Genomic DNA, 20,731 nt, shown 5'->3' on the forward strand with positions numbered 1-20,731 from the left:
ATGAACACATTTCATATAAAAAATTTCCTTTTATCGGGATTGGCAGCAATACTCCTGTTGTCCTGCGCCGTAGGAAAAGAATATAAGAGACCGGACCTTAATGTCCCTCAAACATATAAAGAGTCCACGAAAGTAACCGGAGATACGGTTATACTTCCCTGGAAAACATTTTTTAAGGATCCTCAGCTGATTAGCCTTATCGATAAGGCTCTCCTGAAGAATAATGAGATCTATACCGCGCTTAAAAATATGGAGCAGCTTGATCTCGCCTACAAGCAGGCCAAAAACAACCTTATGCCAACTGTAGATTTCAGTGCAGGGGCCAATAGGGCATGGGCTTCAAAAAACAGCCTGAATGGTTCCCTTAATGAACAGTTTACCGGAACCAAGTATATTGATGATTTTAGCGCAACGTTAAGGTTGTCGTGGGAAGTGGATATATGGGGAAAGACCAAAATGCAGAAAGAATCCGCTGCAGCTGATTATTTTGCTCAAAAAGAAAATATGAATGCCCTTAAAACACGCATCATCGTACAGGTAGCTCAGGCCTACTACAATTTGATCAGCCTTGATGAACAGCTGAAAATAGCAGAAAAAAATATTGAGCTAAGTGATAATACCCTAAAAATGATGAAGCTGCAATATACAGCAGGACAGATCAATTCATTGGCAATTCAGCAATCTGAAGCCCAAAAGAAAACAGCTGAACTTCTGATCCCTTTGGCCAGGCAGAATATTTCAATACAGGAAAATGCTTTAAGTATTTTGTGTGGCGAATATCCTGGAAAAATCGACAGGGGAAACTCCATGAAAAATATGATCCCCGAAAATACATTGTCAGAAGGAGTTCCTGCCCAGCTTTTAAGCAGACGTCCAGACCTGAAAGCAGCAGAGCTGGCTGTTATCAGCCTGAATGCTAAAACAGGTCTTTCCAAAGCCGCCATGTATCCGAGCATAAGCCTTACTCCACAGATTGGAATCAACTCGAATAAGTTTAATACATGGTTTGACCTCCCGGGATCCATCACCAAGACCCCGGCCGCTAACTTAGCCATGCCTTTATTACAGAAAAGGCAGCTGAAAACAGCTTATGAAACAGCTGTTATTGAACAGGAAAAAGCGGTGATAGCATTCCGGCAATCCATGATGACAGCAGTAAGTGAGGTTTCCGATGCAATGGCCAAATCTAAAGGAACATCAGAAAGGCTCACATTACTGGAACAGAGAACTGCTATTCTGGACAAAGGAATCAATGATGCGCTTAAATTATATAAAAGTGGTATGGCAACTTATCTGGAGGTAATCACTGCACAGAATAACAAGCTCCAGAATGATCTTGAGTATGTAAACATTACCCTGGAAAAGCTAAATGCAGAAGTAGACCTTTACCGGTCTTTAGGAGGAGGGGTTAATTGATACTCAAAATACGATTACTTTTGTGAAACTGCCTTGTAAAATGAGGCAGTTTTTATTTTTTCAATTGATACCTTTTACAAAAGCTTCAAGCAAAATAGTCTACCGGTCAGAATCAATCATCTTTATATACTCATCAATAGTTCCTAAATTCATGGATTTTCTCCTTGCGTTTACGTGGCTTGAATCTGCAATATCTTTAAAAAAAACCTTGCCCTTGTCATCTATAGAATATTGGGTTCCATATATCTGTTTTCTGTTATTTAAAATCTCAACCCTGTCGATAAGGTAAGCCAGCTGAGACCTTTCAACATTTCCTCTTTTAACAGCTTCCTTCATTATGGGAAGATATTTTTCCATTACAGATAATTTCCCCGCGTGTTGTATCGTAACGAACAAAGCAAGATTAGCATCATTTCCAATCTTATCCTTTCCCAACCAACCCAGACTATCAATAATTTTTGTAACGATCATCAAATTATTTCGATCTATCGGATTTTGTTTTTGTGGATTGTATACGGGCGCCCTGTACTTTTGATCATCAACCAATACTTTTTCCAGCTGATATTTTATAATACGGTATTCATCATCCTTCTTTTTACAGGAAGAAATAAGCAATACATTTAATAACAGGATAAAACAACTATGTTTCATGGTATTGATGACAAATTCATGAACTAAAAGTCAGATTACTTTTTCTCATTAAACATTTTTTCCAGAATCTGATATCGATAATTAAAAATATGTTCAATTTTCTTTTTCACAAAAAGCCCATAGGCTACTTCTCCTAAAACACCCATTGGCAGCTCATAATTAATCGTGTCTCTCATTAAAACACCTTTTTCGTTGGGAATGAATTCGTGAAAGTGATTCCAAAGTTTATAAGGTCCTTTTTTCTGAAAATCAGTAAAGCTTTTTTGAAAAGAAACCTGAATGATCTCAGTTTGCCAGCTCATCTTAATCCCCAGCAATGGAGAAACATAATAATCAATTATCATCCCTTCATAAATTTCATCATTCTCCAGTTTGGTCAGGACAATAAAGTTCATATCTTTTGGAGTAATTTTAGAAAGATTATTGGCTGAAGAAAAAAATCTCCATGCTGTTTCCAGATCACAATAAAGCTGCTGTTCACGTTGAAGCTGATGTACCATTTTGTATCGTTAATTTTAAAAGTTTGAGTCCTTAGGGAAAAGTTAAGTCATTAGTTTTAAAAAACAAGTGTTCTTTTTATTTTTTTTCATAAATAAAAGGTCGACATGAATAAATTCTCTGTTTACCCTTTTAATAAAGGAAAATGTAATATACCATATCCGTATACTTTAGTAGAAAAGGGTATAAAATAACCCACTATTTCAGGCTATCTTTCCGTCCTATTTTATCAAAACAAAATGACAAATAAACCCTTACACAGTTTCCATATTCCGGTGATGGGACTAGCCTATACTATTGACAGTCCGATACGGGTTGCACAATATGGAATTTCCTCCGTTATTTCGATCATAGATGACGAGATTATAGAAAAAATGAAGAATTTTTACGCTGGAAAATTCAATCTCAATTATCCATTCATCTCTACAAAAACTGAAGATTACAGAGCTAGAAGAATAACGGACTACCTTAATATGGTAGATGACATCGTTAATAAAAAGTTCGAATCCTTTAAGCAGGAGATTATCAAGAATGCAGAAACACTCAGAGAATTTATAGGCATGCTACCGAACACTTCTTCTATTAAAAGCAGATTGCAGGATTTTGCAGATCAAAAAGACTATGTAGGTTCCGGTATCAGAAAATTTATTGACGCTCATCTCAGTCCCGGGAATATAGATGTGAATATTATGACAAAAGTAGATAAGGATAATTTCGCGAAAAATGAACAGCTTCCTGTAATGCATAATGACGCCCACGCATCGTTACGGGGCTTTGCTCATAGCAGACTCTCTTCATCTGTGGTACTTTCTGCAGGAATGAATCCACGTTTATACAGCTACCTCGAAGAATTTGATGATTTTTTTCCGGACAAAAATGGAAATCTGAAAAAAAAGATCATCCTCAAGGTAAGTGATTTCCGTTCCGCCATGATCCAGGGAAATTTTTTAGCAAAAAAGGGATTATGGGTCTCAGAATACAGAGTTGAATCCGGGCTCAACTGTGGTGGTCACGCTTTTGCAACGGAGGGCTTATTATTAGGTCCCATTTTGGAAGAATTCAAACAGAAAAAGAATGAACTCATAAATTCTGCTTATGTTCTTATGATTGCAGCTTTAGAACAAAAAGACAGATATACGGCTACTCAACCGCCGGAAGTAAAAATTACCGTTCAGGGAGGAGTAGGAACTTCCGAAGAACATGATTTTTTACTTGAATATTATCATGCAGACAGTGTAGGATGGGGTTCTCCATTTTTACTGGTTCCTGAAGCGACATCTGTAGATAAAGTAACCCGCGATCTCCTGGCCCGATCTAAAGAAAGTGATTTTTATCTCAGTACGATTTCACCTTTAGGAGTTCCTTTTAATACTGTCCGGGGAACCTCCAATGAACTTCTTAAACATCAAAAAGAGGCTCACGGAAAGTATGGTAGTTCCTGTCCCAAAAAACTGCTTGCACTAAACAAAGAATATTCCTCCAAAGGAAACTGCACGGCATCACGGAAATACCAAGCTATCAAATTAAAAGAGCTTGAGAAAGAAAAAGAAACCCTCAGTGAAGAAGAGTTTAACAACAGGAAAGAAGAGATAACTAATAAAGCCTGCTTATGTGTGGGGCTTGTGAATGCAGCCTATATGGAACAGGAGATTCAAATAAAAGGAGAGGATCAAGGTGTAGTTATTTGTCCGGGACCTAATCTGGCTTATTTTGATAAAGAGGTTTCTCTCACTGAAATGGTTCAGCACATCTATGGCAACGGAAATATCCTTCCGGACCATAAACGCCCGAATATGTTCATTAATGAGCTAAAAATGTATGTGGAACACCTGAAAAAGGAAATCAAAGCGGTAACTGACACGGTTACTCTTTCCCAAACAAAGAAATGGAATATCTTCAGAAAAAATCTACTGGAAGGCATTGCTTACTACGAAAATCTGTTCTGTACCACCGCATTTTTTAATAAAGAAAAAGAAAATATGAAACATCAACTTGAAGAGTGTAAAGTAATGATCTCACAAATTATAATTCCACAGATAGAAAAATAAAAATCATTTTTTATTAAATACAAAGACGCTATTTTGCATATTTCATTTTGTTAAAGCGCAGGGGCTTTATCTCTAATAAATATAATATTGAAAGAATTCAAAATTACATCATACCTTCCAAAAATCTTTGCACCTTAAAAAGTATCATCATTAAATTCCTTTGCGTCTTTGTATTTAAAATCATAATCTTAATTGACAGAATAAACTCTTATGATCAACCGTATTGTATTAATATTATCTTAAATAATCTTCTGTCCGCTATTCTTAAGAAAATTTTTCTTTAAATTTATAGTACTGAAGATGATTCTCCGTCTTCAAACAAATTCAAAAAACAAGGAGATCAACTATCTTAACAGTTTTCAATTGTGGGTTCATAGAGCACCACATCAATGATTATGACTAAAAAATTAATTTTTAATGTATGGAAAAGAGAATGATAAAAAATACGGATTTATCGGTCGCACCGATTAATTTCGGAGGAAACGTTTTCGGATGGACATTGGATGAGCAACAATCTTTTGACATCCTGGATCAGTTTACAGAAGCCGGATTCAATTTTATAGATACTGCTGATACCTATTCTTGGTGGGTAAATGGAAGAGGGGACAGTCTGAAGAAATTATCGGTAAATGGTTGAAGAGCCGAGGCAACAGAAATCATCTTGTCATTGCGACTAAAGTAGGATCAGAAACCAAAGAACATGGTTTTGATATCAGTAAAAGACATATCCTGAAATCTGTTGACGAATCTCTGAAAAGATTACAGATCGATCATATAGATCTTTATTATACCCACTTTGATGATCATAAAACCCCGGTTGAGGAAACTCTTGCGGCGTATGACGAAATTATAAAAGCCGGAAAGGTGCGTTATATTGCAGCTTCCAATCTTACTCCGGAACGGCTTACCGCTTCTTTTGACGCTTCAGAAAAGAATAATTTACCCCGGTATGTCGCTTTACAACCTCATTATAATTTATTAGAGCGTGAAAACTTTGAAAAAAATTACGCTCCTTTGGTGAAAAAATATGATTTGAGCGTATTCCCATACTGGTCTTTAGCGGCAGGTTTTCTAACCGGAAAATACCGCAGTGAAGCAGATCTTTCTAAAAGTGCCAGGGGAGAAGGTGTCCGCAAATATCTGAATGAAAAAGGGGAGCGAGTATTAAAAGCTTTGGATCAGGTAAGTGAAAAACATCAGGCCAACCAGGCTTCTGTGGCATTAGCATGGCTATTAGCCAATCCACTTATTACAGCACCTATCGTAAGCGCAACCAGCCAGTCTCAATTACAAACCTTATTTAAAGCGACTGAACTTCATCTGAGTAACGAAGATGTACAGCTTCTGAATGAAGCAAGCAAATAAAAACAAAGCCTCATACGAGGCTTTTGTTTTTATGATCTATATACCCTTGATTTACATACGTTGTTCAGTGTTTTGCATACATGCTGTTTTTTATTTCTTACGAATTTTGAATCATTAAATAAACAGTATGAAAATGAATACAATACAATTAGGAAATCAGGGATTGAAAGTTCCTGTTATAGGTTTAGGATGTATGGGCATGACAGGTTTTGAAGATGGAAATATGTATGGTGAAGCAGATGAGAAGGAAGCTATTGCGACCATTCACAGATCATTGGAGCTAGGCGGTAATTTTCTTGATACAGCAGATCTTTACGGTCCGTTTAAAAATGAGCAGCTTATTGCCAAAGCTACGGAAAACAATCGGGACCAATATATTATTGCTACCAAATTTGGCTGGGAAATCAATGACCAGGATAAGATTACCTGGGCCATCAACGGAAAGAAGGATTATGTAAAGAAATCAGTAGAACGTTCATTAAAAAACTTAAAGACTGATTATATTGATCTTTATTATATGCATCGGCTGGATAAAAACACACCTATAGAGGAAACTGTAGGAGCAATGAGCGACCTGGTAAAAGAAGGAAAAGTGAAATACATCGGCTTATCGGAAGTATCTTCAGAAACCATCAAAAGAGCCCATATTGTTCATCCCATTACAGCTGTACAAAGTGAATATTCATTGTTTGAGCGTACAGTAGAAGAAAGAGGAGTGATTACAACATTACAAGAACTGAAAATAGGGTTTGTGCCTTATTCTCCGCTGGGACGCGGTTTTTTATCCGGACAAATCCGTTCCATTGATGACTTGCCTGAAAATGACTTCCGACGCGCAATCCCACGTTTTCAGGAACAACATTTTTATAAAAATATTAAACTGGTAGAAGCCATCGAGTCTATGGCAAAAGAGAAGAACATTACATCTTCCCAACTGGCATTAGCATGGATTATCAGTAAAGGCTTTGTCCCGATTCCAGGAACAAAACGCAGAAAATATCTGGAACAGAATATTGATGCTGTTCATATTCAGCTTACAGAAGAGGAAATTTTAAAACTGGAAAGCATTATTCCTTTAGGCACTGATACGGGAGCTCAATATGATGAATTCAGTATGGGACTGTTAGATTAATTGTTACATTTGTTTTATGAATGCTATTCAGTCGGTTTCAGCTTTTCATCGCCTATTATCCTTACCGGAACCTAAACATCCGTTGGTAAGTGTTATTAATCTTTCCCATTCTATATTTCTGGAAGATGAAATATGGAAAGGTTTTGTGAACAGATTTTACTGTGTTGCATTGAAAAGAGAAGCAAAAGGCAAGATCAAATATGGTCAGCAGCATTATGACTATGATAAAGGAGTATTAAGCTTTACTGCACCTAACCAGGTACAGTATTTAGACTTGCAAAATATGGAATGCGGATCAGGTTACTTATTGATCTTTCATCCTGATTTTTTATTGAAACATCCTTTGGCATCTTCGATTACGGGTTATGGTTTTTTCTCCTATGCGGTAAATGAAGCTTTACATTTATCGGAAGATGAGGAAAATGATCTGATTGCAATACTCAAAAAAATAGATAAAGAATGTCAGCATATCGATCGTCATACCCAGGAGATTATTTTATCTCAGATTGATCTTTTGCTTAATTATTCCAATCGTTTTTATGAACGGCAGTTTATTACCCGCAAAAACAGCAATCATCAGCTCCTAACAAAATTCGAGCGTTTTCTGAATGATTATTTTGATCATGAACAATCTGCAGATAAGGGTTTGTTAACCGTTCAGCTTATTGCTGAAGCAATGAACCTATCTCCTAATTATCTCAGTGATCTGTTAAGAATTCATACAGGGCAGAATACCCAACAACATATTCATGAAAAATTAATAGCAAAGGCTAAAGAAAAACTGTCGACCACTAATTTATCTGTGAGTGAAATTGCCTATGCATTAGGCTTTGAACATCCTCAGTCTTTCAGCACTCTATTTAAAAAGAAAACAAAAATGGCTCCGATGGAGTTCAGAACTTCCTTCGGAATAAAATAATACCTAAATTTTTATAAAAAAAAATCCTCAATTAAAATTGAGGATTCTTTGTTGTATTAATCATATTATTTCATTGCTTTCTTATTCAGAGCAGTGTCTGCGATACTGGTAAGGAGTTCATCGCATTTTTTCTCTTCTTCCAATGTCTTCAATAAAATTTTCAGACATTTGGTTTGCTTCAGAACCTTAGCATAAGCTGCTAACGTACCATAGGTAGCAATTTCATAATGTTCTACTTTCTGTGATGCCGCAATAATTCCGGCATCCCGTACAGAGCCTGGTTGTGTTTCTTCCATAATACTTTTCCCTTCATCCAACAATCCCTGCATGGCATCACACTTTTTTGCCTGAGCTTTCTTGCCCAAAGCAGCAAAACATTCTTCCAATCTTTTTACATGGTTTTCGGTTTCAGCCAGGTGACTTGATATCGCTTTTTTCAGGCCTTTATCTTCAGCATTTTTTTCCATTTTCGGAAGAGCTTTCGTTAATGCTTTTTCAGCCCAGTAAATATCCTTAAGCCCATCTTCAAACAGATCCTTGAGTTCCTTTGCCGCATCCTTTTTAGCGGGAACCTTTCTTGCCGGAGTTTTTACCGCGGCTGTTTTTTTAGCCGGGGTTGATGCCGATCTGGTTCTTGAAGACGTTGCCGTTTTTTTTCCTGGTGTTTTTGTACTCGTTGCCATATTAATATTTTTTGTGGTTTATGCATTAACTGGTTACAATAATAAAGCCAAACGCAACAACGAAACCTCAAATTATTTAAATACTTAACATTACTTTAACTTAAAAATGAAATATTGAATAAAAATAAATAGAATTAAATACGCAATTACTAGTTCTAATTATGACTATGATCATAAAAATAACAGTTGCTGAATCTTTATATTCGAAATAAATGAAAAGACATTAAGCATCACTAAAATGTATGTCTTCCAATCCACTATTATTATGAAAAAGAATCTTTTTGACAAATTCGCAGATAAAGCTGTTTATTTTACTGGTAGTGCCGCTGCATTTATCACAGCAACAATCCTCGTTATTGCCTGGGCTTCCGTAGGACCTATATTTAATTTTTCGGAAGTCTGGCAGATGGTTATCAATACCGGAACCACAATAATTACTTTTCTCATGGTTTTCCTTATCCAAAAAGCACAAAATAAGGACTCAAAAGCCATACAGATTAAACTTAACGAGCTAATTGCTGCTCATGAACACGCCAGTAACCGGATCGTAGATATTGAAGATCTTACAGAAGATGAACTGGACCAGCTTCATAAATTCTATGAAAAACTGGGAAAACTACCTAAAAAAGAAGCTTCTCCCACCCGTTCAATATCAATAGATGAGCAATCAAAATCTGCCTGTAATCAGCGGTATAAATAAAACTGTTATTTATCTGTATTCCTCTTTGGATAGAGTATTAAACGGATAGAAGGGTTATTGGTAATAAACAACCGAAGCCAATCAAAAGCAAGACGGACCTTACTTCCAAATCCTACCAAAGGAATGATATGAATAAATAACCAGGTAAGCCATGCTATAAAACCTTTAAAAGAAAATTTTGGGAGGTCTACTACTGCATTGTATTTAGAAATAATTGCCATGCTTCCTTTGTCATTGTACTCGAAAGGTTTCAAAGGTTTACCTTGTGCAATATACTTAAAGTTATCAGCTAAGTTATGCGCTTGCTGTATGGCTACCTGCGCCAGTTGCGGATGCCCGTTTGGGTATTTTTTTTCCGTGAGCTGAAGACAAATGTCGCCTACAGCGTAAATATTTCTCATTCCTTCCACTTCATTATATCCGTCTACCAGTATTCTTCTTCCACGACCGATAGCTTCTTTGGGAATACCGGGAACTTCCCGGCCTATGACACCGGATGTCCAGATCAGGGTCTCGGTTTCAATGGATCTTCCATCAGAAAGGATTACTTTATTGTCAATATAATCTTTCACAGAGACGTTCAGAATAATTTTTACCCCTAATTTTTTCAGTGTCTCATAAGAAGTTTTCTGGGCCATTTCGCTCATCGGGGAAAGAAGGGTAGGAAGGGCATCAATAAGATACAGGTTGGAAAGCCCCAGTTTAATTTCTGGATATTCTTTTTCAGCAATATATTTTCCCATTTCTGCCAGCATCCCAGCAAGTTCCACTCCTGTAGGTCCACCTCCTGCAATAACAATATTCTGAAGACGACCTGCTGCTTTCATATCCTTATTTCTTGCCGCTTCTTCCAGGGTCAGAAGCATATGATTTCGAAGATAAAGAGCTTCAGTAATACTTTTCATAGGAAGTGCACACCTCTGAACATTTTCCATCCCGAAAAAATTAGATTCGGTTCCTAAAGCAAGAACGAGATAATCATAGCTTAAATTTCCGGTATCAGTTTCTACGGTTTTGGTTTCTGAAACCACCTTAATTAGATTTCCCATGTGAAACCGTACATTTCGGAACTTTGAAATCATTCTCCTGAAAGGATAACTGATATTTGAAGCCTGAATAAAAGAAGTGGCTACCTGGTAGATGAGAGGAGGAAAGAAATGGTAATTATTTTTATCAATCAATGTGATCTCAAACCGTTCGTCATTTTTAAGTGATTTGATGAGATTAATCCCAGCAAATCCTCCGCCTACAATGATGATGTGCTTTTTCATACTTACTATTTTGAGTGGTTGCTGTAAGAGTCCAATAATAAGACCAAAAAAAATTAAAGTTCATAAATGCACAATGTTTGCTTGCTTTACTATAACCCAACATAAAAAGTAACATATGAAAACAGACATTCTAACGGAAAAGCACAAATTAGGATTAGGAGGAGTAGCTATAGGAACTGCTTTTGCTGACATTACGGATGAAGAAGCACACGAAGTCCTGCAAAAGGCCTGGGACCTGGGCATACGGTATTATGATACCTCACCCTGGTACGGATTGACAAAAAGCGAAAGAAGATTTGGACAGTTTTTACAGGGTAAGGATAGAGATGACTTTGTTTTCTCTACAAAAGTAGGCAGATTATTTAAGGAAGTCCCTAAATCTGAGGTCCCACCCACCATGTGGAAAAATCCATTAAATTATGACTTCCGGCATGATTATACAGCAGATGCTATAAAAAAGTCAATCGATGAAAGCCTTGAAAGATCAGGGCTCGATCGTATTGATATTGTATACATCCATGACCTTTCTGAAGATCAGGTCGGTGACCGGTATCCTTACTTTCTGAAACAGGCAAAGGAAGGAGCTTTTAAAGTACTTTCAGATTTAAGGGAACAAGGAATTATAAAAGCCTGGGGAATGGGTGTTAATAAGATAGAGCCTATTTTGGACTGCATTGAAGCTGCTGACCCAGACATCTGCCTTTCTGCTACCCAATATTCTATTTTAGAACATGAAGATGCCGTAGACAGATTACTTCCGGCCATAAAAAAAGCTGGGGTAAAACTGGTTTCAGGAGCCGGTTATAATTCAGGATTTATTGCGGGAAGAAACCGCTATAATTATAAAGACGTCATTCCCAAAGGGATGACAGAAAAAAGAGACCGGATTGCAGAAATAGCAAAAAAATACAACACAGACATTGTACATGCAGCCCTGCAATTTGTTTTGGCGGCTGATGAATTTGCGGCCATTATTCCCGGAGCCAGTCAGCCGGATCAGGTGCATGACAATGTAGAAGGACTGAATGCTGTAATTCCTCCTGATTTCTGGAATGAGATAAAATCTGAGGGATTGATCTATGAGAAAGCTCAGATCCCAGATTACAGGTAGAATTTTAATATTATTAAACAGAAGCCTCTCATTGTGAGAGGCTTTTATTTGATTGCTTATACTCCGGCTGCTTTTTTCAACAATTCAACCGCTTCTGTAAGTTGATTCTCATTCAAAGAAGCAAACCCAAACCGGCAGGCATTCAACTGGGCGTTTTTTCCGGTACAATAAACAGTCCCGGAAACAACCAAACCATCTTTATGTGCTTTCTTCAAAATATCCGACAATTTAAATTCAGAATTAAATCTAAGCCATAATGCCATTCCTCCCGTTGGTTTTGTAAAAGTAACAACATCAGTCAATTCTTTACTGATCAATTCTGAAACCAGATCACATCGTTGGGCATACAAACGGTTGGATCTCTGAATATGACGGGCTAGATCACCATTGTTAATGAGTCCGGCTGCTGCCTCTTCAATAATAGTATCACCCCTGATATCAATAAGTTTTCTAAGCTTACGGGCAGCTTCTAAAAAATCGGCTGTAGCCACCATATATCCAAGGCGGAAAGGAGTCCCAAGAACTTTTGTAAGAGAACCTATATAAATAACTCTTCCATTATGATCCCCACTAGCCAGAGGAAGATAAGGGTCATATTTAAACTGAAAATCATAATCGTAATCGTCTTCAATAACTGCAATATCATATGATTTAATCAATTTCAGCATATGTTGTCTTCTTTCTACACTCATCGTCACTGTAGTAGGATGATGATGATGAGGGATAATGTAGATCATTTTAATATCATTTTTCTGCAGAACCTCCTCAACCGATCGTGTGCACATTCCTTCATTATCTACGGGTACGCGGATAAGCTCGGCCCCTAATTTTTCAAAAACAAGATTTGCGATAAAGTAGCTCGGGTCGCTTACAATTACTTTATCACCTGGCTTTATAATAAGAGAAGCAGCAATATAAATTGCCATTTGCGCACCACGTGTGGTAAAAATATTTTCTATCTCCATATCCAATCCCCGGGTATGCTTCAGAAAAGTAGATAATGCAATAGAAAGATTGGAGTTTTCTGATATCCTATGCCTCAAAACAGCTTTATATGTAATTTCATCCAATGCCTTTTTAAACTGTTTGGTTATGGTTGTAACCGGTAAAAGTGAAATATCCGGCAAACCATCATCGATAATTATCCTGCTGTTTTCAACAGAGAGAACAGGATTTAAGATCATTTCCAAACGTTCAAAGTTGATTGCTCCTTTATGCGCAAAGGCACTTATTTTATTTTTTTTATAAGATCTGGGTTTAATCCGGGGCAAATCATAAGATACCCTATATCCTTTCCTCGGCAGATTATCCACCCAATCTTCTGATACCAGAACATCATAAGCTGCAGTAATTGTCTTTCGATGAAGCTGAAGATCAAATGCAAGACCTCTGGTACTTGGCAACAGGGTTCCGGGAAGGAGCTTTCCTTCCTGAATTAATGAAATAAGCTGGGCTGCAATCTGCCGATACAGAGGTTCAGTTGTATCCGCATTAATGAGAATCAGATTCTTATAAGGAAGCATAATCTGGAATTTACTACTACAAATATAAATAATCTGGACTACCAAATTAAATAAATCTGGCTCCGATTACCACCTTTCCTGCGTTCTAATTTTGTATCATTAAAACAAATAAAACAATTGAAGTTAAACTACTTGCATTAATTAAAATTTAGTTATGAAAAAGAGACTCGCATTACAGAAATACCTGCCACAGGCTTATCAATTGATGAAAGAAATGGACGACCTTATTAAAAAAGGCATAGACCCTCTTCATTTTGAATTAATCAAGATCCGGGGTTCACAATTAAACGGTTGTGCATATTGCCTTAATAAACATATTACTGATGCTGTTCAATATGGAGAAAATCCACAGCGGATTTACGTATTGAGTGCCTGGCATGAGGCTAAAAACTGGTTTACTACTGAAGAACAGATTATTTTACAGCTTACTGAAGAGATTACATTAATAGGCTCTCATGGAATAAGCGATAGAGTATATGACAAAGCTGTAGAAACTTTCGGAGAAGAAAAAACAGCTCATTTAATATTAGCCGCTATCAGCATCAATAGCTGGAACCGTATTGGTGTTGGTCTTCAGATGCACCCCGTACAATACAAAAATCAATAAATAATGGAAGTAAAAGAAGCAAAAACAAGAGCAGACATAGAATTTTGCAAAGAAGTAATTCTTCAGTTCCGTACGAATCTGAAGGAAGATAATTATGTTGATCAGATTATAGAAATGATGAATGAGGAAGGTTTTAAACTACATTATATCCCCAACGATACCAATACAAAAGCTGTAGCATTTATTGGCTACCGCCCGCTACAAATGCTGAGGACCGGTAAGATTATTTATATAGATGATCTGTTCACTTCTTCTGAATGTCGTAGTAAAGGATTTGCAGGTTTGTTATTGGATCACGTAACCAAAGAAGCGGAAACAACAGGAATACAGTCTGTTCATCTGGATAGTGGTTATATGCTTCATGACGCACACCGTTTATACCTTAATAAAGGCTATTTCCTTGCCTGTAATCATTTTGCAAAAAAGATTTCTTAACTGATGTAAAAAAATCAATCTGACAAACGGAAATCTATCACTCAATCTAACTATCTAAAAATCAATAAAATAAAAATGATCAGTTATCAAATAGAAGAAAAAATAAGCACTGAAGAGTTTACCGATATTCTCCTCACTTCAACCCTTGGCGAAAGAAGACCTGTAAATAACTCCAGAAGAATCAATGGAATGCTGGAACATGCAAACCTCATTGTAACAGCGCGTGATCAGGGAAAGCTGGTAGGAATTGCCAGATCGTTAACAGATTTCGTTTACTGCACTTATCTATCAGATCTTGCCGTGGATAAAGCATACCAGAAAACAGGCATCGGAAAAGAACTTATCCGTTTAACTAAAAAAGAAACTCCCGAAGCAAAACTTATCTTGCTGGCAGCTCCAAAAGCGATACATTATTATCCTAAGATTGGAATGGTACAGTGGGAACAATGCTACATTCTGGATGATATTGATGCTCTTAAATAATAAGTTGAATTCATCACCTTTTTTGTGATTAACTAAATAAACAAACATATTATTTTATCATTATGGATAAGGCAATATTTTCGTTTTAACAATTCCCCACCTATCTTTTGGGTTAAGTAGAAGTAGACTAAAGAAAAAAAAGGTTCTTTAATGTTAATATATCCTAATGTTCTTTTCATATTTCTTTTTTTGAGGTAACTTAGTATGTATAATAAAAAACACCTGAAATGAACACCCCAAACGCAAAATCTGTACAACAAATCACTATTGATGGAAAATCTTATACTTATAGCTCTTTAAGAAACCTGCCGGGAGGTGTGGATCATCTTCCGTTCAGTATCCGTATTCTTCTAGAAAATGTTTTAAGGAATTATGACGGCTTTGGTATTACAGACGAACATATCAATACCTTACTGCAATGGACACCTGCTCCTAATGATAAGGATATCCCTTTTAAACCCGCCAGGATCCTGATGCAGGATTTCACCGGAGTACCGGCAGTAGTAGATATGGCTTCTTTAAGGGCAGAATTTGTGAGGCAGGGAAAAAACGGACAAAAGATCAATCCAGCTATTCCGGTAGATCTGGTTATCGACCATTCCGTTCAGGTAGACTATTTCGGAACCGATTATTCTTATGACCGGAATGTAGAACTGGAGTTTGAAAGGAATAAGGAACGGTATGAAGTTCTGAAATGGGCACAACATGGGTTGAATAATTTTACCGTAGTTCCTCCCGGAATGGGAATATGCCATCAGGTTAACCTGGAATATTTAGCAAAAGGAGTGATCAGCAGAGACGGATGGCTCTTTCCTGATACATTGGTAGGAACAGACTCACATACGCCAATGGTAAACGGAATCGGGGTTATCGCCTGGGGTGTTGGTGGGATAGAAGCGGAAGCAGCTATGCTGGGGCAGCCTATTTTCTTTACCTATCCTGAGGTAGTAGGTTTAAAACTGACAGGAAAAATTCCTGATCATTGTACTGCTACCGATATGGTTCTTTCAATCACAAAGATCCTTAGAAACCAGGGAGTAGTTGGGAAATTTGTGGAAGTCTTTGGTGAAGGGCTGGATCATTTAACGGTTACCGACCGTGCCACCATTTCCAATATGTCTCCGGAATTCGGATGTACAGTTACTTATTTCCCTATCGACTCACGTACTTTGGAATACATGCATGCTACCAACCGGTCTCCGGAACAGATCAAAATGGTTGAGGAATACTGCAAAGAAAATCTTTTATGGAGAACCGGAACAGAAGAAATTAAATATTCATCCGTCGCAGAACTTGATCTGTCGACCCTTGAACCAACGGTATCCGGGCCTAAACGTCCTCAGGATAAAATTTTAGTTAAAGATCTTAGCCAGAGATTTTCGGAAGTTTTAAAAGACGAGCATCATCGTAATTACGAACCTATTTCAAAAAGAACAGAGTATGCCTGGTTAGCGGACGGAGGTTCGGGAACGGAATTTACGTTTGGAAAAGTTCCTATTGAAGGAGAACTTCATTCGGAAGTTATTCAGGACTCTTTACGAACTGTAAGGATCAAACAAAATAATTCTGAATTTGTCTTAAGTGACGGAAGCATTGTTATTGCAGCGATTACCAGTTGCACCAACACATCAAACCCTGCTGTTATGGTAGGAGCAGGACTTTTAGCCCGAAATGCCATAGAAAAAGGACTTCGAACAAAATCATGGGTTAAGACATCTCTGGCACCAGGTTCCAAAGTCGTTACAAAATACCTTGAAAGATCCGGACTTAATACAGATCTGGAGGCACTTCGCTTTCATACAGTCGGCTATGGCTGTACCTCATGTATCGGAAATTCAGGACCACTTCCACCTGCTATTGCAACAGCAGTTGATAACGGCGAGCTGGTAGTAGCTTCGGTACTTTCCGGAAACAGGAATTTTGAGGCAAGAGTGCATCCGCAGGTTAAGATGAATTTCCTCATGTCACCAATGTTGGTTGTTGCCTATGCTTTGGTTGGACATGTTGATATCAATTTAATTACAGACCCTCTGGACTATGATCCGAATGGGCAACCTGTCTATTTAAAAGACATCTGGCCTTCACGCGAAGAGATCCAAAGAACGATCAATGAGTGTATGAAACAGGAAGATTTTGAAGACGTTTATAATGTAATCTTTGATGGTTCAGAAGACTGGCAGGATCTTGAAGTTAACCTGGATCAGAATTTCGAATGGAACAAAAGCTCAACCTATATCAAAGAAGCTCCTTTTTTTGAAAATATCAAGGCTCAGCCGGATCCTGTAACCGATATAAAAAATGCAAAAGTGCTGCTGTATCTCGGAGACTCTGTAACCACCGATCACATTTCACCGGCCGGATCTTTTAAAGAAGACTCTGCGGCAGGAAGTTATCTGAAAGCCAATAATGTAAACAAAGAAGATTTTAATTCTTATGGTTCCAGAAGAGGAAATCATGAAGTGATGATGCGCGGAACTTTTGCCAACGTAAGGATAAAAAATAAAATAGCTGACAGAGAGGGTGGATACAGTCGTTATTTACCTACAGGAGAAGTTAAAACGGTTTTTGATACGGCGATGCAATACCAAAAAGACCAGACACCACTGATTATTTTAGCGGGTAAAGAATATGGATCAGGATCCTCCCGTGACTGGGCTGCAAAAGGAACTTTCCTGTTAGGTGTAAAAGCGGTGATCGCTGAAAGCTTTGAACGTATCCATAGAAGCAATCTGGTTGGAATGGGTGTGGCACCATTGGTTTTCAATGATGGAGAAAATGCAGTCTCTTTAGGATTGGACGGAACGGAAACGTATACCATCACCGGTTTAGAGGAAAATCTGGTTCCACATAAAATGCTTAATGTAAAAGCTGTACACCCTTCAGGAAAAGAAACAGTATTCACCGTTAAGGCAAGATTAGATTCGGCAATAGAAATTGAATATTATAAAAACCAGGGAATATTACAGTACGTTTTACGGGATTATTTAAAAAATAATTAATCTCCGGAATCCGGACTATACGATGGAATGAAAACAAGTGCAGGCATCTTATTATTTAAAAAAGAAAATAACCATCTGTTTTATTTTCTGGTTCATCCGGGAGGCCCCTTCTGGAAGAATAAAGATAAAGGTGCCTGGTCCATTCCCAAAGGAGAAATAGAACAGGGGGAAGATCCCCTGGAACGGGCCCGCATAGAATTTAAAGAGGAAACCGGACAATCTATAGAAGGAGAATTCATAGGACTGACTCCCATCCGGCAGAAAGGAGGTAAAACAGTGCATGCCTGGGCAATAGAAACAGATATTGAAACGACACAGCTTTTCAGCAATTCTTTACAAATAGAATGGCCGCCAAGATCAGGAAAACGTATGGAAATACCGGAGGTAGACCAATGGGAATGGTTCGATTCAGAAGAAGCAAAAATACGTATTAATCCAGCGCAGGTGTTGTTCCTTTCAGAACTGGAGGAACTGTTGCAAAAGTAAGATTACAATTCTTTAATCAATCGAAAAGTAAGGTTGATCCGGGGTTGCATAGGCTTGGTTGATTTCGCAATTCTATGTTCCCAGTTAACCTGCAAATTACCCTTCATGATCAACAGCGATCCATGCGAAAGAGGGAGGCTGTATTTTAAATGATGATCATCCACTTTACGGAAATCAAAATTTCTGACCTGTCCAAGACTCAGAGAAGCGATTACAGGCCGGTTCCCCAACTCACTGTCTCTGTCCCTGTGCCACGCAACGGAATCATTGCCATTTCTGTACAGGTTCAGTAATACCGAATTGAATGTATATCCGGTTGTCTGTTCCAAACGCTGTTTCAATGCCAGTAATTCAGGGGACCATGGATTAACCACAACACGGGTACCACTTAACTGATAAGATTTGCCTTCGTCTCCATACCAAGCGGTCAGGCGTGGCGTCAAAACTTCTTTGTCATACATTTTCTGAGTCGTCTGGATCCATGGGGCAGTTTCCATTAAAAACTCCTGAAGCTCTTTTGCTTCCTGTTGTGATAGAAAATGATCCGTATATTCCAATAACTCTTTAGGAAACTGGTAATATTCTTCTGCATCAAATAAGCTAAGCTGGTCCATTGTGAGAAATTAAAAAAATATCCTTCACCGGTAAATAATCCGGTAAAGGATATTTTAATATTTTAAATTTTAATCAAGTGGCTTCCTGCCTGAAATAATATTATAAAGAACGACAATAATGGCAATAACCAATAAAATATGAACTAAATATCCGGTACTTATTCCGGGTATAACGTTTAGCATTCCTAAAAGCCAAACAACAATACAAATAACTGCGACTAACCATAATAAACTTCTCATAACTGTATATTTTAAGTGATTTATTTTATTAAAGCATACCTTATGCCTTTTGTTATTCAATTTTTATCCTGAATTCAGAACCTCAATACGTTTCTTTCGTTGGTTACTCCTCTTTTCTAAAACTTACAACCTGATATTCACCATCCGAACAAAACTTTTTACAACTTTCATCATCAAATTTATCAGGAGCTTTCAGAAAAGCCTCAATGTGTTTTTGACTTTCTTCCGTATTAGCTGGGGTAATAATGATATGATAATCCTTCAATACCGTTTCATCAGCTTTTTTTAAAGATTCTTTTTTATGCTGAACTGCTTCGTTGTACTTCATATTGCTTTTTTATTACTTTTCAAAGATAAGTCTGCCCTCAAACGGCTCACTCCAACTGATAAAAATACGGTCGTTCAGTCTTCTTATCATAGCCTGTATAACCTCATAACTTCCATCTTCATTTCTTTTCTCTACAGTAAGATTCGAGCCTTCCCCGATTTCTATTTTTTTGTATTCAACCTGATATCGTCCGTCATCAGTGGGTACAAAATCTTCTTTATGTAAATTTCGATGTGCCATGATATAATAAAGTATAAGAATTCAGTTGATATAAAGAATAAATTATGCCATTTTTTACAAATATGTTGTTTTTTTTCACTTTTAACATACAACACAGCAATCAATCCTATTATCAATAGCATATCTGCAGGATTTCATATATTTTGATAATCAATCATTTATAAGGTAATTCAACTTAAAACGGATTTCTTTTTATCATCACTACAATCCTGATACCTTTTGATTAAGATTTTTGATATCTCTCCGCAATTCCAGAAACATATCTTTTACACTTTGGGTGTGGTCTTCATTTTCAAATTCCCGGATCGAAATTCCACAGGCATATTCCCAAACCTCCAGTAAATCACTCAAAATAATATCATAAGGCTCATAAAATGGATTGTCAGCCGCTATATGAAGCGCATTTTCTTTTCTGGATTTAAATCTTTTATAAGTAATTCCATCATTTAACGTTACGAAAATGTATGTTTTATCAGGCTTCAGGTCTTCTGTTTTTTCAATGTATTTTCCGACAATATAAGAACCATCTTTAAAAGGCGGCATCGAATCTCCTTCTACAGGAAAAGCCCTGTATTTTCCATTTGTAAGAAAAGGCAGGGAGATATTCTGGAGGCTTTCAATGTACCCTGGATCGGTATATCCGGACAGGTATCCCATCGATGCTTTCTGAGGAATAATTTCAATGCTGTTATTTCCTGATTGATCAACTACGACAGGAAGCACAATTCTGTTATCGGGAAGATTAATAATATCATTTAATGGATATTTCTTAAGGTCTATCGTTACCATCAGATCGATACTTACCCTATAATACCTGGACATCTTAATCAATAGCTCTATCGGAGGTTGTGAAGCGCCATCTTCATATTTTGCATACCGTCCGCGCGTGATTGATAAGTTATCTGCTACGGATTGTTGAGATAACTTCAATTGATCTCTCAAATACCTTATGTTTTCTGCTAAAATTGACATTGCTATAAAT

At 37.3% G+C, this 20,731-nt stretch carries 23 protein-coding genes; 13 read left to right on the top strand and 10 right to left on the bottom strand.

Annotated features, from left to right (window positions below):
* The gene (locus MTQ00_RS05515; RefSeq protein WP_273648039.1) at nt 1–1,416 is read left to right on the top strand and encodes an efflux transporter outer membrane subunit; all 1,416 of its coding nucleotides are present in this window, start codon (nt 1–3) and stop codon (nt 1,414–1,416) included.
* Nucleotides 1,417–1,515: 99 nt separating this feature from the next.
* On the opposite strand, the gene MTQ00_RS05520 is transcribed toward MTQ00_RS05515, so the two are convergent.
* Nucleotides 1,516–2,067 carry a DUF6624 domain-containing protein gene (locus MTQ00_RS05520; RefSeq protein WP_273648040.1) on the bottom strand — a complete coding sequence of 184 codons (552 nt, stop codon included), beginning with the start codon at nt 2,065–2,067 and terminating at the stop codon, nt 1,516–1,518.
* A gap of 35 nt (nt 2,068–2,102) precedes the next feature.
* Nucleotides 2,103–2,567 (bottom strand): SRPBCC family protein, encoded by a 465-nt coding sequence (locus MTQ00_RS05525; protein WP_273648041.1) that lies wholly within the window; start codon nt 2,565–2,567, stop codon nt 2,103–2,105.
* Between the two features lie 237 nt (nt 2,568–2,804).
* Here MTQ00_RS05525 and MTQ00_RS05530 point away from each other — a divergent pair, with 237 nt between their 5' ends.
* From MTQ00_RS05530 to MTQ00_RS05545, 5 genes are all read left to right on the top strand, one after another.
* Complete coding sequence (locus MTQ00_RS05530) at nt 2,805–4,613, top strand: hypothetical protein (RefSeq protein ID WP_273648042.1); 1,809 nt, start codon at nt 2,805–2,807, stop codon at nt 4,611–4,613.
* 421 nt (nt 4,614–5,034) lie between these two features.
* Complete coding sequence (locus MTQ00_RS22270) at nt 5,035–5,250, top strand: aldo/keto reductase (protein WP_337249965.1); 216 nt, start codon at nt 5,035–5,037, stop codon at nt 5,248–5,250.
* Nucleotides 5,199–5,978, top strand: a complete 780-nt coding sequence (locus tag MTQ00_RS05535; RefSeq protein ID WP_337249966.1) for an aldo/keto reductase — start codon at nt 5,199–5,201, stop codon at nt 5,976–5,978. Before MTQ00_RS22270 ends, MTQ00_RS05535 begins: the two co-directional genes overlap by 52 nt.
* A gap of 133 nt (nt 5,979–6,111) precedes the next feature.
* Nucleotides 6,112–7,110, top strand: coding sequence for an aldo/keto reductase (locus MTQ00_RS05540; RefSeq protein WP_337249967.1), 999 nt, complete (start codon nt 6,112–6,114; stop codon nt 7,108–7,110).
* A 16-nt stretch (nt 7,111–7,126) separates the two neighbouring features.
* Entirely contained in the window at nt 7,127–8,029 is a 903-nt protein-coding gene (locus MTQ00_RS05545; RefSeq protein WP_273648044.1) for a helix-turn-helix domain-containing protein, read from the top strand.
* 65 nt (nt 8,030–8,094) lie between these two features.
* Here MTQ00_RS05545 and MTQ00_RS05550 read toward each other — a convergent pair whose 3' ends face one another.
* Nucleotides 8,095–8,712 carry a YciE/YciF ferroxidase family protein gene (locus MTQ00_RS05550; RefSeq protein WP_273648045.1) on the bottom strand — a complete coding sequence of 206 codons (618 nt, stop codon included), beginning with the start codon at nt 8,710–8,712 and terminating at the stop codon, nt 8,095–8,097.
* Between the two features lie 265 nt (nt 8,713–8,977).
* Here MTQ00_RS05550 and MTQ00_RS05555 point away from each other — a divergent pair, with 265 nt between their 5' ends.
* Nucleotides 8,978–9,412, top strand: coding sequence for a low affinity iron permease family protein (locus tag MTQ00_RS05555; RefSeq protein WP_273648046.1), 435 nt, complete (start codon nt 8,978–8,980; stop codon nt 9,410–9,412).
* Nucleotides 9,413–9,417: 5 nt separating this feature from the next.
* Here MTQ00_RS05555 and MTQ00_RS05560 read toward each other — a convergent pair whose 3' ends face one another.
* Nucleotides 9,418–10,683, bottom strand: a complete 1,266-nt coding sequence (locus MTQ00_RS05560; protein ID WP_172282669.1) for an NAD(P)/FAD-dependent oxidoreductase — start codon at nt 10,681–10,683, stop codon at nt 9,418–9,420.
* Between the two features lie 115 nt (nt 10,684–10,798).
* Here MTQ00_RS05560 and MTQ00_RS05565 point away from each other — a divergent pair, with 115 nt between their 5' ends.
* Nucleotides 10,799–11,794 (top strand): aldo/keto reductase, encoded by a 996-nt coding sequence (locus tag MTQ00_RS05565; protein ID WP_273648047.1) that lies wholly within the window; start codon nt 10,799–10,801, stop codon nt 11,792–11,794.
* A gap of 56 nt (nt 11,795–11,850) precedes the next feature.
* Here MTQ00_RS05565 and MTQ00_RS05570 read toward each other — a convergent pair whose 3' ends face one another.
* Nucleotides 11,851–13,317: an aminotransferase-like domain-containing protein gene (locus MTQ00_RS05570; RefSeq protein WP_273648048.1), complete on the bottom strand. Its 1,467-nt coding sequence runs from the start codon at nt 13,315–13,317 to the stop codon at nt 11,851–11,853.
* A gap of 154 nt (nt 13,318–13,471) precedes the next feature.
* On the opposite strand from MTQ00_RS05570, the gene MTQ00_RS05575 reads away from it, so the two are divergent.
* The 5 genes from MTQ00_RS05575 to MTQ00_RS05595 all read left to right on the top strand — a co-directional run bounded on the left by MTQ00_RS05575 (nt 13,472) and on the right by MTQ00_RS05595 (nt 18,327).
* Complete coding sequence (locus tag MTQ00_RS05575; RefSeq protein WP_273648049.1) at nt 13,472–13,924, top strand: carboxymuconolactone decarboxylase family protein; 453 nt, start codon at nt 13,472–13,474, stop codon at nt 13,922–13,924.
* Nucleotides 13,925–13,927: 3 nt separating this feature from the next.
* On the top strand, nt 13,928–14,359 hold the full coding sequence (locus MTQ00_RS05580; protein ID WP_273648050.1) for a GNAT family N-acetyltransferase: 432 nt from the start codon (nt 13,928–13,930) through the stop codon (nt 14,357–14,359).
* A gap of 75 nt (nt 14,360–14,434) precedes the next feature.
* Nucleotides 14,435–14,842 (top strand): GNAT family N-acetyltransferase, encoded by a 408-nt coding sequence (locus MTQ00_RS05585; RefSeq protein ID WP_273648051.1) that lies wholly within the window; start codon nt 14,435–14,437, stop codon nt 14,840–14,842.
* A gap of 227 nt (nt 14,843–15,069) precedes the next feature.
* Nucleotides 15,070–17,841 (top strand): aconitate hydratase AcnA, encoded by a 2,772-nt coding sequence (acnA, locus tag MTQ00_RS05590; protein WP_273648052.1) that lies wholly within the window; start codon nt 15,070–15,072, stop codon nt 17,839–17,841.
* A 27-nt stretch (nt 17,842–17,868) separates the two neighbouring features.
* Nucleotides 17,869–18,327 carry an NUDIX hydrolase gene (locus MTQ00_RS05595; RefSeq protein WP_172282663.1) on the top strand — a complete coding sequence of 153 codons (459 nt, stop codon included), beginning with the start codon at nt 17,869–17,871 and terminating at the stop codon, nt 18,325–18,327.
* 2 nt (nt 18,328–18,329) lie between these two features.
* Here the strand turns inward: MTQ00_RS05595 and MTQ00_RS05600 are convergent, their stop codons facing one another.
* The 5 genes from MTQ00_RS05600 to MTQ00_RS05620 all read right to left on the bottom strand — a co-directional run bounded on the left by MTQ00_RS05600 (nt 18,330) and on the right by MTQ00_RS05620 (nt 20,721).
* The gene (locus tag MTQ00_RS05600) at nt 18,330–18,941 is read right to left on the bottom strand and encodes an alpha-ketoglutarate-dependent dioxygenase AlkB family protein (RefSeq protein ID WP_273648053.1); all 612 of its coding nucleotides are present in this window, start codon (nt 18,939–18,941) and stop codon (nt 18,330–18,332) included.
* Nucleotides 18,942–19,010: 69 nt separating this feature from the next.
* Nucleotides 19,011–19,181: a lmo0937 family membrane protein gene (locus MTQ00_RS05605; RefSeq protein WP_273648054.1), complete on the bottom strand. Its 171-nt coding sequence runs from the start codon at nt 19,179–19,181 to the stop codon at nt 19,011–19,013.
* Nucleotides 19,182–19,284: 103 nt separating this feature from the next.
* Nucleotides 19,285–19,509, bottom strand: coding sequence for a hypothetical protein (locus MTQ00_RS05610; protein WP_273648055.1), 225 nt, complete (start codon nt 19,507–19,509; stop codon nt 19,285–19,287).
* A gap of 12 nt (nt 19,510–19,521) precedes the next feature.
* On the bottom strand, nt 19,522–19,749 hold the full coding sequence (locus tag MTQ00_RS05615) for a glutathione synthase (RefSeq protein WP_273648056.1): 228 nt from the start codon (nt 19,747–19,749) through the stop codon (nt 19,522–19,524).
* A gap of 201 nt (nt 19,750–19,950) precedes the next feature.
* Nucleotides 19,951–20,721, bottom strand: coding sequence for an XRE family transcriptional regulator (locus MTQ00_RS05620; RefSeq protein WP_273648057.1), 771 nt, complete (start codon nt 20,719–20,721; stop codon nt 19,951–19,953).
* Between the last annotated feature and the right edge of the window lie 10 nt (nt 20,722–20,731).

Origin of the sequence: Chryseobacterium sp. B21-037 (genome assembly GCF_028570785.1) — a bacterium.
GTDB classification, from domain to species: domain Bacteria; phylum Bacteroidota; class Bacteroidia; order Flavobacteriales; family Weeksellaceae; genus Chryseobacterium; species Chryseobacterium proteolyticum.